15 protein-coding genes are annotated in these 14,179 nt (G+C 40.2%); 9 read left to right on the forward strand and 6 right to left on the reverse strand.

Annotated elements, in window-relative coordinates:
• Positions 1-13: 13 nt before the first annotated feature.
• From gyrB to msrA, 6 genes are all read right to left on the reverse strand, one after another.
• Positions 14-2,092 carry a DNA topoisomerase (ATP-hydrolyzing) subunit B gene (gene gyrB / locus PKC96_01245; protein ID HML99950.1) on the reverse strand — a complete coding sequence of 693 codons (2,079 nt, stop codon included), beginning with the start codon at positions 2,090-2,092 and terminating at the stop codon, positions 14-16.
• Entirely contained in the window at positions 2,089-3,174 is a 1,086-nt protein-coding gene (recF, locus tag PKC96_01250) for a DNA replication and repair protein RecF (protein HML99951.1), read from the reverse strand. Before recF ends, gyrB begins: the two co-directional genes overlap by 4 nt.
• Complete coding sequence (locus tag PKC96_01255) at positions 3,164-3,394, reverse strand: RNA-binding S4 domain-containing protein (protein ID HML99952.1); 231 nt, start codon at positions 3,392-3,394, stop codon at positions 3,164-3,166. The genes recF and PKC96_01255 overlap by 11 nt, the downstream gene beginning before the upstream one ends.
• Before the next feature lie 105 nt (positions 3,395-3,499).
• Positions 3,500-4,627 carry a DNA polymerase III subunit beta gene (dnaN, locus tag PKC96_01260; protein ID HML99953.1) on the reverse strand — a complete coding sequence of 376 codons (1,128 nt, stop codon included), beginning with the start codon at positions 4,625-4,627 and terminating at the stop codon, positions 3,500-3,502.
• Between the two features lie 139 nt (positions 4,628-4,766).
• Positions 4,767-6,125 (reverse strand): chromosomal replication initiator protein DnaA, encoded by a 1,359-nt coding sequence (gene dnaA, locus PKC96_01265; GenBank protein ID HML99954.1) that lies wholly within the window; start codon positions 6,123-6,125, stop codon positions 4,767-4,769.
• Positions 6,126-6,544: 419 nt separating this feature from the next.
• Positions 6,545-7,069: a peptide-methionine (S)-S-oxide reductase MsrA gene (gene msrA, locus PKC96_01270; GenBank protein HML99955.1), complete on the reverse strand. Its 525-nt coding sequence runs from the start codon at positions 7,067-7,069 to the stop codon at positions 6,545-6,547.
• Positions 7,070-7,188: 119 nt separating this feature from the next.
• Between msrA and rpmH the strand changes: the two genes are divergently transcribed.
• The 9 genes from rpmH to ispE all read left to right on the forward strand — a co-directional run bounded on the left by rpmH (position 7,189) and on the right by ispE (position 14,162).
• The gene (gene rpmH / locus PKC96_01275) at positions 7,189-7,323 is read left to right on the forward strand and encodes a 50S ribosomal protein L34 (GenBank protein HML99956.1); all 135 of its coding nucleotides are present in this window, start codon (positions 7,189-7,191) and stop codon (positions 7,321-7,323) included.
• 58 nt (positions 7,324-7,381) lie between these two features.
• On the forward strand, positions 7,382-7,732 hold the full coding sequence (gene rnpA, locus PKC96_01280) for a ribonuclease P protein component (protein ID HML99957.1): 351 nt from the start codon (positions 7,382-7,384) through the stop codon (positions 7,730-7,732).
• A complete protein-coding gene (locus PKC96_01285; protein ID HML99958.1) occupies positions 7,713-9,086 on the forward strand; it encodes a YidC/Oxa1 family membrane protein insertase in 1,374 nt (457 codons plus the stop codon). The genes rnpA and PKC96_01285 overlap by 20 nt, the downstream gene beginning before the upstream one ends.
• A 1-nt stretch (position 9,087) precedes the next feature.
• Positions 9,088-9,690, forward strand: coding sequence for an RNA-binding cell elongation regulator Jag/EloR (jag, locus tag PKC96_01290; protein ID HML99959.1), 603 nt, complete (start codon positions 9,088-9,090; stop codon positions 9,688-9,690).
• A 79-nt stretch (positions 9,691-9,769) separates the two neighbouring features.
• Complete coding sequence (gene mnmE / locus PKC96_01295) at positions 9,770-11,098, forward strand: tRNA uridine-5-carboxymethylaminomethyl(34) synthesis GTPase MnmE (GenBank protein ID HML99960.1); 1,329 nt, start codon at positions 9,770-9,772, stop codon at positions 11,096-11,098.
• A 4-nt stretch (positions 11,099-11,102) separates the two neighbouring features.
• A complete protein-coding gene (locus PKC96_01300) occupies positions 11,103-11,885 on the forward strand; it encodes a TatD family hydrolase (protein HML99961.1) in 783 nt (260 codons plus the stop codon).
• On the forward strand, positions 11,878-12,423 hold the full coding sequence (gene rnmV / locus PKC96_01305; protein ID HML99962.1) for a ribonuclease M5: 546 nt from the start codon (positions 11,878-11,880) through the stop codon (positions 12,421-12,423). Before PKC96_01300 ends, rnmV begins: the two co-directional genes overlap by 8 nt.
• On the forward strand, positions 12,420-13,250 hold the full coding sequence (gene rsmA, locus PKC96_01310; GenBank protein ID HML99963.1) for a 16S rRNA (adenine(1518)-N(6)/adenine(1519)-N(6))-dimethyltransferase RsmA: 831 nt from the start codon (positions 12,420-12,422) through the stop codon (positions 13,248-13,250). Before rnmV ends, rsmA begins: the two co-directional genes overlap by 4 nt.
• 54 nt (positions 13,251-13,304) lie before the next feature.
• Positions 13,305-14,162: a 4-(cytidine 5'-diphospho)-2-C-methyl-D-erythritol kinase gene (gene ispE, locus PKC96_01315; protein HML99964.1), complete on the forward strand. Its 858-nt coding sequence runs from the start codon at positions 13,305-13,307 to the stop codon at positions 14,160-14,162.
• The last annotated feature ends 17 nt before the right edge of the window (positions 14,163-14,179 follow it).

Below are 14,179 nucleotides of genomic sequence, written 5' to 3' on the forward strand. Positions count from 1 at the left end.
ATAGCGCTCCTTTCTAAATATCAAGATTTTTGACAAATTGAGCGTTAGCGTGGATAAATTCCCGCCGTGGTTCAACATTATCGCCCATCAAATCATCAAATATTTGGTCGGCCTCCATCGCATCTTCAAGCGTGATCTTAACCAGCTTTCGATTGGATGGATCCATAGTCGTTTCCCATAACTGCTCCGCATCCATTTCGCCAAGACCTTTGTAGCGTTGGAACGGATACCCGGGACGTAATCCCAATTGTTTCTTTAAATCATCAAGTTGCCCATCATTATAGGCATAATATGGCTTTCCCTTATACTCAACTTTATAAAGCGGCGGTTGCGCAATAAAAATATGTCCTTCGCTGATTAACTCCTTCATAAAACGATTGAAGAAAGTTAACAGCAGAATGCGAATATGCGAACCGTCAACATCAGCATCGGTCATAATCACAATCTTATCGTAACGAATTTTGCTGACATCGAATTCCGGATCAATACCGGCTCCGATGGCGGTGATCATATTGCCGATTTCCGCATTGGCATAAATCCGCTTTTCTTGTGCTTTTTGTACATTGAGAATTTTTCCTCTCAAAGGAAGAATGGCCTGCGTTTCACGATCGCGTCCGTTTTTGGCCGAGCCACCGGCCGAATTACCCTCAACGATAAAGAGTTCACATCGACTCGCATCTTTACTCGAACAATCGGCAAGTTTGCCAGGAAGCGTCGTTATATCAAGTGCCCCTTTACGTCGAATGTTTTCTTTTGCGGCCCGCGCGGCAACGCGAGCGTTCGCAGCTAAAACAATCTTGTCCATCACTTGTCGAGAAATCTTTGGATTTTCAAGCAAGAAGCGTTCTAATTGCTCACCGACAATTCCGGAGACAATTTTTCTTACTTCCGAATTTCCTAATTTAGTCTTTGTCTGCCCTTCGTATTGGGGATTGGGATGTTTAACCGAAACAATCGCGGTTAAACCTTCTAAAACATCTTCGGTTTTAAAATTCTCATCTTTTTCTTTTAGATACCCGTTATCGCGAGCGTACTTATTTAAGACCCGTCCAATAGCGAGTTTAAAACCTTCTTCGTGAGTTCCGCCCTCATGGGTATGAATATTATTGCAGAACGAATAAACATTCTGGGTGTAACCATCAAAATATTGAAGAGCCACCTCTACAAATATGTTGCCAAACTTACCGGCGCCAATTTCCGCCTCTTCTCTTCCTTCGCAATATATGACATTGGGAAAAAGCGGTTCTTTATTTTTATTTAACGCCAGGACATACTCCTTGATTCCGCCTTCGTAGCAATATTCGGCGACGATTGGTTCTTCTCCGCGGTCATCGGCAACAACAATTTTAATTCCCCGATTCAAAAAAGCCATCTGCCGGCAACGTTCACGAATCGTGTCATAGTCAAAAGTTGTCGTTTCGGTAAATATGGTCGAATCCGGTTTGAAAGTAACGGTCGTTCCACGATTAACAGAATTTCCAGTCTTCTTTAATTTTTCCGTCGGATGGCCGCCGTTTTCAAAACGGATAAAGTAGAGTCCGCCATCTTTTTCAACTTTAACTTCGAGCCATTCAGAAAGGGCGTTAACAACACTGGCGCCAACGCCGTGCAGTCCGCCGGATACTTTATAGCCTCCGCCTTCGCCAAACTTGCCGCCGGCGTGCAGGACAGTATAAACCGTCTCGACCGCGCTCACTCCCGTTTTAGCGACTACATCAACCGGAATCCCTCTTCCGTTATCGCTGACGGTAATCGTGTTGCCCTTATTTATGCTTACTTTGATCGTGTCGCAGTAGCCCGCCAAGGCTTCATCTATCGAGTTATCGATAATCTCCCACACCAAATGATGTAATCCGGCTGCAGCTGTAGTTCCGATATACATACCCGGACGCTTCCTAACCGCCTCCAAGCCCTCGAGAACTTGAATGTTAGTCGCCGTGTAATTTTCATCCGCCCGCTCTAATTCTTTCTCTCTTTTCAGTTCTTCTTGCTGTTCGGCTTCCCGCTTTGCGTTAGCTTCCGAGGCTTTCCGCTCTTCTTCTGCTTCCAGCGCCAACTCTCTCTCGGTTTTTTTCTTATCTTGAGTACTCATAGAAAATTCCTCCTAACAATTTTTTGAGTGGGTGTTACTTCATATACATTCACGTCACGACTATTGAAAGTGGTGGCGGTAATAAACACTTGTGTCCAATTTTTCAGTAAAGCTATCAGCCGCTGCTGGTGATCGCCGTCAAGTTCGCTCAGAACATCATCTAAGACCACTATCGGCCGCTTTTCCTTATTCTCGGTCAAATAGTAAGGCGCGAGTTTTAGCGCCAGCGCAACCAGCCTTTTTTGGCCTTGTGAACCAAATCGATCAATCGGCTTTCCACGAAAGTAAGTAACGATATCTTCGCGTTGGATTCCGGCCCCTGTCGTTCGATATCTTAAATCGTTATCCAAGCTTTTTTTATAGACCTCTATCGCTCTTTGCTCATATTCTCCGTTTACTTCGACGAAAGGCAGATATTCTATTTTTACCTCGCCCTTCTCTTTAACTTCAAGATTTGCCATTAGTGAAGGCAAAGTCTCGTTTAACGAATCAATGAAGTTTTTTCGATACAAAGATATCTGCTTAGCAAAGGTTATCATCTGCTTTGTAATGACGTCTATTGCCAATAAATCGGGATGATTTAACTTTAAGAGCCGATTTCTTTCATCCAGAAGCTTCTCATAGCGACTAAAGTAATCGAGATAATTACTTGTCAGTTTGGATAGTGAAGTATCGAGATAGCGTCTTCGAATTCGTGGCGAATCATTAAAAAAAAGCACATCTTTAGGCTCAAAGACTAAAACATTAACAACATCTTTCAGTTCACTGATTCTTTTAAGTGGAGTTCCGTTGAGGGAAATTTTCTTTCCGCCATTGACAAAATCAATTTGAAGCGTTTTTTTAAAAGGACCGTCATCTGAAAGAATCGCCTTAATGCTAGCTCCGGCTTCGCCATCTTTAATCAATTCTTGATCGTTGCCAGTCCGAAAACTTCGGGCCAGCGATAAATACTGAATCGCTTCGACAATGTTGGTTTTACCGGCTCCGTTTGGGCCAACAATAACATTGAGCCCGGAAGGAAATTCAAGAGTCAAATCATCATAATTACGGAATTTATGAAGAGTTATGGTTTTAACGATCATCCGCTGTTATCACATAGCTTGAGGAATCAACTTTGACGCACATCCCCGGAAACAACTTCCGACCACGTCGCGCATCAATCACTCCATCAACAAAAACAGAATGCCCTTGAAGGTAAGTTTTTGCTTCTCCGCCGGTCGCAATCAGATTAACTTTTTTAAGCAGTTGACCGAGAGTAATATACTCGCCTTTAACCAAGACATTTTGCGTGTTGTCAGCCATATTTTTTCCTCATTTCCCGACTTCTAATATTTTACCATTTTTCAACAAAAAAGGGAATATGTAATATTCCCTTGATAATCGACCTGTCAAAATCAATTTTAAGGCTTAATATGTGCGAACCGGCGTGACAATTTGAATCTGTGAATCATCCTTATCGTTGCGAACGCTAAACGGCTTCATTTCGCCTAAAAAGCCCAGCATAACATCTTGACTCTTGCAAGCCCGAACGGCGCTGGCGACAAATGCGGCGTTAAATGATATTTCAAGTCTTTCACCGGTAAAGTGGAAAGTCTCCAATTGCTCGGTTGCACTTCCGTTTTGGGCAGACTTGGTTGAAACTTGAACCCCGTCAGTTTCGCTCATTGTCAGTTTTACAACATTTTCGCGGTCGCTGCTGCTAAGCAACGCCACGCGATCCATGGCCTTAAGTAATTCTTCCGAATTAACTTCAAGAAAATAGTTATAACTTCTTGGAATAATATTTTTGGTAGAAGGATATTCCCCGGCGATGAGTCGAGAATTTACGACCGTGCCATTAAAAGCGAATAAGATTTTTGTTTCTGAAATCGAAATAGTAACTTTTTCTTCATCCAAGCAAAGGCGGGAAATTTCTGAAATAACCTTAGCCGGGACATTGGCATTAAACTTAACTTCTTCATCAATTGTCGTTTCTTTGTGCGCAAGACGGGCACTGTCCGTAGCCACAACCACCAGTTTGTTGCCTTCGGTTGAAAAATTCACCGCGGTTAAAATCGGCCGCTGTTCCTTTTGTGAAGCCGCAAAAGCGGTTTGGTCGACAATCTCGGCTAGTTTTTTACCTGCCAGGCTAAAAGTAACTCCAGTCGGATCTAAATCAATGTCCGGATATTCTTCCGGTTTAATTGAGTTCAAACGAAAGTTTGATCTTCCGTCATTTATTTCAACGATTGTTTCATCAATTACTTCTAAGGTGATTTCATTACCGTCAAGTCTTCTTGTTATTTCAAAAAGAATTTTAAAACTTACCAGTGTCGCTCCTGGTTGATAATTACGAATAATTTCGCTACTCCCAATCATGAACGGAACGACTGTTTTAATTGTAAGTTCGTTATCGGTACCGATAAGTCCCAACCCTTCGTGGTTTAATTCCAATTTAACATTGCGCATGATGGGAATCGGATGCTTGTCATTAATCGATTTCGAGATTACATTAAGTCCTTTTAAAAGTTGCTCGCGATTAATCGTCAGTTTCATTTATGTATTCCTCCTAAAGAAATAACAATAATAATAAGGGGTGTGAATTATGTGGAAAACTTACATTTGTACCCGATATTCAATACTCTTATTCTACCATAATTAAGTGTTGATTGATACAGTCTTTATTATATAAAGACTAGTTTTTTAGACGCTTTTTTAATTCGTTAACAGCTAAAGAAAAATCGCTATTACTTTTCAACTGTTTTTCCACTTTTTCAATAGCGTTTATCACCGTCGAATGATCTTTACCCCCAAATGATTGACCAATCTTTTGAAAAGGGACATCAAGCAAGCTTCTAATCAGGTACATTGATATATGTCTAGCCATAGCAATTTGGCTGGTCCGACTACGTCCGATAAGTTGGGCGGGAGTTAAGTTGTAGTAATCAGCTACCGTATTAATTACCTTAGTTTCGCTCAGTTTTGTTTTTGCATCGCTGACGTTAATAAGCGACTGGACGGATTCTAAAGCGACATCCATGGTAATTTGACTGGTTTCTTTGATGTTAATAATGTAAAAAAGAAGGCGATTTAACGCTCCTTCTAATTCCCGAATGTTGGATGAAAATTTTTCGGCAAAAAAGCGTATAACTTCGGGATCAAAACGATTAAGATCCAAACCGTTTGCCTCAATTTTCTTTTTAAGAATCTCCTGTGACGTGCTTAAATCAGGTTGCGAGATATTGATTGCAAGCCCACTACCGAAACGAGATACAAGCCTTGATTCAAGACCTTTTAATTCACTTGGATGCCGATCACTTGTCAAAACAATCTGCTTATCGGAATTTACTAGTGCGTTAAAAATATGGAAAAACATTTCCTCAGTTTTTGTTTTATCGGCTAAGAACTGAATATCATCAACAAGAAGGACATCAATTCCCTTGAAAAAATCCTTCAGTGTTTCTGATTCCTTATCGCCATGGACATAGCGGATAAATTCGTCGACAAAATCGTCGGTTGTTATGTATAAGATTTTTAAAACCGGGGCGTGTTCCCGAATGTAATTCCCAATCGCATGTAAAAGATGGGTTTTTCCTAAGCCACTCTGAGAGTAAATGAATAGAGGATTGAACATTTTTCCAGGATTAGAGGCAATCATTAACGCAGCTTGAGAAGCTTCAAGGTTAGAAGGTCCGACGACAAAATTATCAAAAGTATACTTGGGGTTAACGTAAGAGGTCGAAAAGAAACTTGATTTTTCTTCAACAGGCTTATCGTTAATGCTAGGAATGTCGTTTTCCTGAACAAATTTCAACTTGAAAGTTGATTGGGTTACTTCGGAAACCGATTCATTAATTAAGTCGGAATACCGTGTGCTTAAAAGATTTGCCGCCAGACCGCTGTTGACGACGATAAGCATCGCATCGCCATCGATTCGATAAATATAACTCCCCGAAAAAAACGAGTCATAAATATGTCGGTCACTCAGCTTTGCCTGAATGTGGGATAAGATTCTTTCCCAAAGTTGGGCAATCTCACTGATTGATTTAACCATATACATACCTCTTTGTTTGCAGGTAAATTTTAACATATCCACAATAAGAAAATTCATACATTTGACAATAGATTATTTTATCCACAAAATTTAACCTAAAAACGGCAGTAAAAAAGCACTTTTCCACAGTTTCCACAAAATTTTATTGTGGAAAACTTTGTGGAAAACTTTTACACGGTGGACTTTGTGGCAATTTTTATATTTTTTCCACAGCATAAAACTTTTTCCACACCGATAAAACACTGATAAATAAAAGATAATTAAATGTTTTCCACCGGAAAATTTTTTTGTTTCTTCAGACTGTGGAAAAGTTGTTTTTACACTTTATATCGTGGCTTTTTACCACGAAAAACACACTTTTTAATAAAAAAACTCAAAAAAAACGCTAAAATTGTGAAAAACAAATATGGATATGCATATTATTTCTTTTTCCAATGTTCACTGATAAAGTCGTTTCTACTGGAAAAAGCTTCATTTTCTTCAAAACGAAGGGGATTCTTTTTATAGAAATCTTGATGATAGTCTTCGGCAAGATAAAAGACGGTCGCAGGAAGAATTCTTGTTACGATTGGACATTTGAATAAACCGCTTTCGGACAAAGCTTTTTTTGATTCATTAGCGATTTCTTTTTGCGACTCTGAAGTATAAAAAATGGCTGATAAGTAGTTGCTTCCTCTATCCTCAAATTGTCCTCCAGTGTCAGTTGGATCTATTTGTCGCCAAAATATGTCAAGAAGAGTGGAATATGCGATTTGCTCATTGTCAAAGGTAATCCGCACAGCCTCGACATGGCCGGTCTTTTTTGAACAAACTTCCTCGTAGGTTGGATTGATGGTATGCCCTCCCGTATAACCGGACTCTACTTTTATTACACCCTGGTAGCGATCAAAAGGCTTTACCATACACCAGAAGCAGCCTCCAGCAAAAATTGCGGTCTCAATCATGAAAATACCTCCCAAAAAGATATTAAAGTCAGTAATTGTTTGACTTTAGATATTATTACATAATATAATTGCTATCGCGTAATAGAAATAAAAATGTTTTATATCGCGGAGGAATATATATGAAAAGAACATATCAACCTAGTATCATCCATCAACAAAGAGTTCATGGATTCCGGGCACGGATGGCAACACCAAATGGCCGCAACGTCTTAGCGCGTCGTCGGGCCAAAGGTCGGAAAGTACTTTCGGCTTAATGCACTTGTTTGCCACCTCTTACTTTTGAGGTGGCTTTTTTAAAAGGAGATGTCGGTGATGAAGAAAAAAAATCGAATCAAAAGGAATCGTGACTTCGAAGAAATCATCGACCAGGGTATTACCCGCAAGAACAGTTGTTTTGTAGCGACAATTAAATCAAATAAATTGGAATTTGTTCGAATTGGAGTCTCGGTTTCAAAACGTCGAGGCAATGCGGTTATAAGAAATCGCATCCGTCGGCAGATCAGAAGTATTTGTGAACAGAAAATTAATTTTCAACAAAATTATGATTTGGTTATTGTTGTCCGTAAAGATTACGATCTTGAGAATTTCTCTGGAATGCAAGAACAATTATTGACTCTTGTTGCGATACTTGAAAGGAACATTCATGGCAAAGAAGAAAAATAAAGTATTAAAAATTGCTGGTTTGGGATTGTTTGTAACCATTTTTGCCGCCTCATGTACGGCTAATTTTTGTTCTCCTAAAGACCAAGCTTATATGCTTTACCAAAAAGATAGCGGAATTGTTGCTATCAACGAGGACTCACCGCTTACTTTTTCAAGCGGAATGGAGACAATTTTAACTAATGCGGCTAAAGCGGGATATGCAATTCCTAGCGACCAATTTTTTGTGGAACTCGATGCTAAAGTTATCGACTATGCCAAAGTGGTTTTTACCGAAACTTATGGCGCAACTGCTACCCTGCCAAGCGATGACAGCGTGCTTTTAAAAGAATTTGGCTATGTAAAATTTCTTGGTTCACAAAACAGCGATACTTTATCTACTGACAAGTATCTTTTTGGAAACTGGAATTATTGGGTTAGCGAACTTTCTATTGAACTTGGTGTGAGCCAAGTGCCGGATAGTGATTTTTCTTCCTACTACCAATCTCAGCTGCAAAAAGAAATTTCGTCTCAACGGGTATGTATCGCTCTTAAAGATGGCGAATATGGTCCAACGGGAGAAAAGATTCCCGTCGAAGGTAAAACTTGGGGCGATGCTTTTAATAAAGGCATTGTTGAGGGTTTATTAGTTTATCCGGTTGCTGCGGCTGTGGAATTCTTTACCAACGTTTTTGGCGCAAATGGCTGGGGACAGGTTTGGGCAATTCTCATTGTGACGCTTATTGTTCGTGGCGTCTTGATTGCCGCGACCTTTAAGTCAACGATGGCGCAGCAAAAAATGCAACTTCTTAAGCCGGAGATTGATGCTTTGCAGCAAAAATATCCAAATTCGAATACCAATCAATATGAGAAGCAACAGTTGGCAGCAGCGCAAATGGCTCTTTACAAAAAGAACGGAATAAATCCGTTTAGCCAAATTATTATTATGCTTTTCCAATTTCCGATTTTTATTGCTGTTTGGGGAGCGATGACGGGAAGTGCGGTTTTGGCTTCGGATAGCGTTATGGGACTCAACCTCAATGCTTCGCTAGGAACGGAGATGCTGAGAAATTTCTTCAGTTCCGGCTGGTGGGTGGCGGTCTGCCTCTTTGTCTTGATGGCAGCAGCCCAGTTTATTTCCATGAAACTACCGCAGTGGATGACGGCAGGTAAACAAAAGAAAATTACTCGGATGGGTAAGAATCCGGCTGAAAACAAACAACAGAGTCAAATGAAGATGATGATGACGGTTATGTTTATATTCATTATCTTCATGTCTTGGAGTTTGCCGGCCGCGATGGGAGTTTATTGGTTTGTCGGAGCGCTTGTTTCCATTGTTCAAACCGTAATTACGCAGAAAGTGATGGCCAAGAAATAGTATGAAGACATTTAGTGCAAAAACAGTTGATGAAGCGATTAGTCTTGCGCTTCTTGATTTAGGCGGACAATCCGTTGAAGACATCATCTATGAAGTGATCGAGGAAAAGAAAGGGTTGTTTTCCAAAAAAGCGACCATTCGTGTCTATGAGGTCAGCGACATAATCGAGTTTGCAACCGAATATTTGAAGAAGGTAATTGAATCATTTGAAATTACGCCTACATTCACCCCGACTTTGAAAGATGATATCGTTCGAATTACAATCGACAGCAATCACAATTCAATTTTAATCGGAAAAAACGGTCGGACTTTACAGGCTTTAAACGAGCTGGTAAAACTTGCCACTTCAACCAAGTTTAAGAAGCGGATAAGAATTCTTCTCGATATTAATGATTATAAAGATGGGAAGTATCATAAGATTATATCAATTGCGAAGCGCACGGCGCGTGAAGTCCAAAAGACGCATACCGATGCGACGCTTGAAGCAATGCCGGCGGATGAAAGACGGATTGTGCATAATACGCTTGGCAAAATGCCTCACATCAAAACCGAATCTGTCGGTAATGGTCATCATCGCCAGGTTATGATTAAGTATATTGATTAAATAGTACTATAAACTAATAAAGTAAAGAGGAGCCATTGTTGGCTCCTTTTATGTTAAAATTATGCGAGGAGAAACAGCCATGCTTGATACTATTGTTGCCTTAGCAACAGCACCGATAAAAAGCGCCTTAGGAGTTATTCGTCTTTCGGGACCGAAGGCTTTTATTTGCTTGCAAAAGATTTTTAATTCATCCAAGCCTTTTTCTCGTGAGCGAAACATTTGGCATGGTTTTATTCACGATGATGAGGAAATAATCGATGAGGTCGTTGTTTTAACTTACACGGCCCCAAAATCATTCACAGGCGAAGATGTGGTGGAAATCATGTGTCATGGATCACTTTTGATTGCCAATGAAATAATAGCTTTATTAATTAAGTATGGTGCACGCATGGCCACGCGGGGAGAATTTTCCAGTCGGGCGTTTATGAATGGCAAAATAGACTTAGTTCAAGCGGAAGCGATAAATGATATGATCAACGCTACGACGAGTGAAGCAAAAAAATTATCGCTTTTTTCACTTCAAGGTGATACCAGCGCCAAAATCAAGCCCTTAAAAAAATCAATCGCGGATCTGCTCGCGCTGATTGACGTCAACATTGATTATCCGGAATATACCGATATCGAAGAAGCTGGCAAAGATCAGATTATGGCTGATACTGAAAAGATGCTTAACGTTACGGAAGGTTTAATTGAAGAAGGTCGCCAGGGAAAAATTATTCGCGAAGGAATTAAAGTGGCAATCATCGGCAAACCCAACGTCGGAAAATCATCGCTTTTAAATGCTTTATTACGAGAAGATAAAGCGATTGTGACCGATATTGCCGGAACAACACGCGATATCGTTGAGGGAGAAATCAATCTTCATGGAATTATTCTTCATCTTTTTGATACGGCCGGAATTCACGATGCGCGCGATCTTGTCGAGAATCTTGGTATCGATAAAGCGAAAAGGCTTATCGACGAGGTGGACTTAGTTCTCGTGTTGCTGGATGCGAGCAAGAGCATCGATGATGAAGATAAGAAATTACTTTTGCTTGCTGAAAATAAAAAGCATTTAATTATTTACAACAAGGGAGATCTTATTAAAAAGAAGGATGAAGATAAACTTTATATTAGTGCGCTTCAAAAGGATACGAGCAGTCTTGAAAAGGCAATTCTTAATCTTTTTGCGATCGAGGAAACTTCTTACGCGCGGCCTTCGCTTAATAATGCCCGGCAATTAGGATTATTAAGAAAGGTTGCTCTAGATTTAAAACAAGCACAAGCCGATGCTAAAAACGGATTACCCCTGGATATAGTTGCCGTTTCGCTTCAAAACGCTTATCAAGCGGTAAGTGAAATTTTAGGCGAGAATATTCAACCGGATTTTACCGACGAAATTTTTGCTCGATTCTGTTTGGGAAAGTAATAAAATGTACATCGATACTCATTGCCATCTTAACGATGAAGCCTTTATTAATAAGGAAGAAGAATATTTGAATAACGCCCGTCAAGCGGGGGTAGGGCTTATTTTTGTTGTGGGATGGGATTTAAAGAGTTCTATTCGAGCGATTGAATTATCCAATAGGTATAGCGAAGTTTATGCCATTATTGGGCTACATCCGGAAAACATCGATTCTTATTCGGATGATATTTGGGACAAGATAAGGCAAATGCAAAGGGAAAATCATAAAGTCATAGCCATCGGGGAGATTGGACTGGATTTTCATTGGACTAAAGATCAGAATATTCATCAGCGGCAAGAGGAAATATTTATTCGGCAGATTGAATTGGCTAATGAGTTAAAACTGCCGATTTGTGTTCACAGTCGGGATGCGAGCGCAAAAACTTTAACTATTTTAAAAGCACATCCTCCGTTATTTAAAGGCGTGATGCACTGTTACTCCGGATCTTTAGAAATGGCAAAAGAGTTTATTAAACTAGGAATGGATATATCGTTCGCAGGGCCGGTAACCTTTAAAAATGCCCATGAACCCAAAGAAGTTGCCGCGGGTATACCCAGCGGATCTTTACTGGTAGAAACCGATGCCCCATATTTAGCGCCTCACCCGTTGAGAGGCACAATCAACGAATCAAAAAATATCCCATTAATCGTTAGGGAAATAGCTCAGCTACGGAATTTGAGCGATGAGGAAGTAAAACAGATAGTAATGAACAATGTAGCAAATCTGTTTCATGTGAAACAAAATGGATAACTACGAGAACTCCATCTTTGTGGTGGAAGGCACCACGGATGTTAATTTTTTGCAGAATTTTATTAAAAGTGAATTTGTAATCACCAATGGGAGCGAAGTTTCACGTGAAACTATAGAGTACTTAAAAGTGGCTTCAAAACTGAAAAAAATAATTGTTATGACCGATCCCGATGCTCCGGGATTAAGAATTAGGAGCATTATTGAAAATGCTATTCCCGGGGTATCTCATGTCTATGTTGAGCGTCAACAATGTATTGGCAGGCACAAGTTGGGAATTGCCGAAAGTAATCGCCAGGCAGTTCAGGAAGCATTGAGAAATATTGTGCCTTCAAAAGCGACAAAGCGTGGGACTTTAACCAGCAGCCAGCTCATTTCTTTAGGCCTCATAGGTGAAAGGGAAGCAAAGATTAAGCGCGATAATATTTCTAAGATATTTCATCTTGGGGTACCAAACGGAAAAACCTTTCTTTATCGGCTTAATTCGTTGGGAATTACATATGATGAATTAAAGAAAATGGTTGAGGAAAGCAATATATGAAAGTAGCTAAAAAAGAAACAGTAATTAATCTTCTGTCTACATTAATGATCCGGCCATTAAAGCGCTACGGGCAAAACTTTCTTATTGATGAAGAGGTGGCAAAGGATATAGTTGAACAATTGTGTCTCACTCCGCAGGACAATATACTTGAAATTGGCCCGGGACTGGGAGCTTTGACTCATTATTTGGTAAACAGTCCCGTAAGACGGGTGGAACTGGTAGAAATTGATCGCACGACGGCCAATTATTTGGCTTCCACCTATGAGAAAGATGCGCGTGTTAAAGTCAGTACGATGAATATTTTACGCTATGATTTTTCCTTATTGGCTCAACCGACAAAAATTATCGGCAATTTACCTTACTATATTACGACCCCGATTTTGGAAGAACTGATGAAAGCGGGGCCGGCGCTTAAAAGTTTCACAGTAATGATTCAAAGTGAAGTTATCGATCGACTGCTGGCTCCGGTTAAAAGTAAAGACTATGGCCCGTTGCCGATTATGATTGCCTTATTCGGCGAAGGGAAAAGAGTCTTCAAAGTTGGGCCGAACAAATTCTTTCCGCAACCACATGTCGGCTCAGCCGTATTTTCATATTCCTTTTCCCAAAGCAGGGAAAGAAAATACCTTCAGGACTTTTTTCGGTTTTTAAAACAATTATTTAATAATCGCCGTAAAACTATTTATAATAATCTTTATGGGTATCTCCATGATGAAAATAAGACTAAAAATGTTCTTATAGAAAACGGCCTTGACTTGCAATTGCGACCGGAAGCTATTACCCCACTACAATGGGAAAAACTATTCAACACCATTCGTGAATTATAAATTGAATGGGATAACTACTTGATATAAAATATCTACTTAGAAGAGGAACTAATAATGATTGTCAAGGCCCCGGCCAAAATCAATGTATATTTGGACGTAATCAACAAACGAGACGATGGATATCATGACTTAGAATCGGTTATGTTGCCTTTGGAGTTGCACGACTCATTGGAAATTATTCAAATACCGGCGAATAACGATGATTTAATTACCTGCGATGATTTTTCTTTGAGTGTCAGCGAGTATAATTTAGCGGCCAGAGCTTTGAAGGCAATGCGCGATAAGTATCATTTTAAAGCTAAATTCAGAATAAAAATTCATAAGTCCATTCCGATGTCGGCCGGACTTGGCGGCGGTTCCAGCGACGCGGCGGCGGTTATTCTGGGAGTTTCAAATATGTTGAAGCTTCATCGCCCGGTGGAAGAACTGGTTGATTTAGCCAAGAAACTTGGAGCTGATATACCCTTTTTTCTTTTCGAGCAACCGGCCTATGTTGAAGGCATCGGCGAAGAGGTGACCCCGATAAAGGTCGCTAAGCGTTATGATGTATTAATCGTTAAACCGGAAGCGGGATTGTCGACCAAAGAGGTTTTTAGCGCTTACGATAACGAAGAGCCTGTGCACTCAAAACCGGATAACATACTTCTAGCCCTAACCAAAGGTGATGATGAACTTCTTTCCGCCAACCTCTTTAACGCTTTAGAAAAGCCGGCATTTCGTCTTTTGCCGGTTGTGAAAGATATTAAAAACGAATTGAAGGCAATGGGACTAGACAAAGTTATGATGAGCGGCTCCGGTTCCGTTGTTTATGCTTTGAGCGATAATCACCATCTTTTAAGCCATGTGGCGGCGAAAATGGAAAAGCAGGGGCATCTTGTCATTTTGACGGCCACCAAAGGTCTAAAAAAATAAATTATTAATATTATTTC

This window comes from Bacilli bacterium (assembly GCA_035326105.1).
Classification (GTDB): domain Bacteria; phylum Bacillota_I; class Bacilli_A; order RFN20; family CAG-826; genus UBA7706.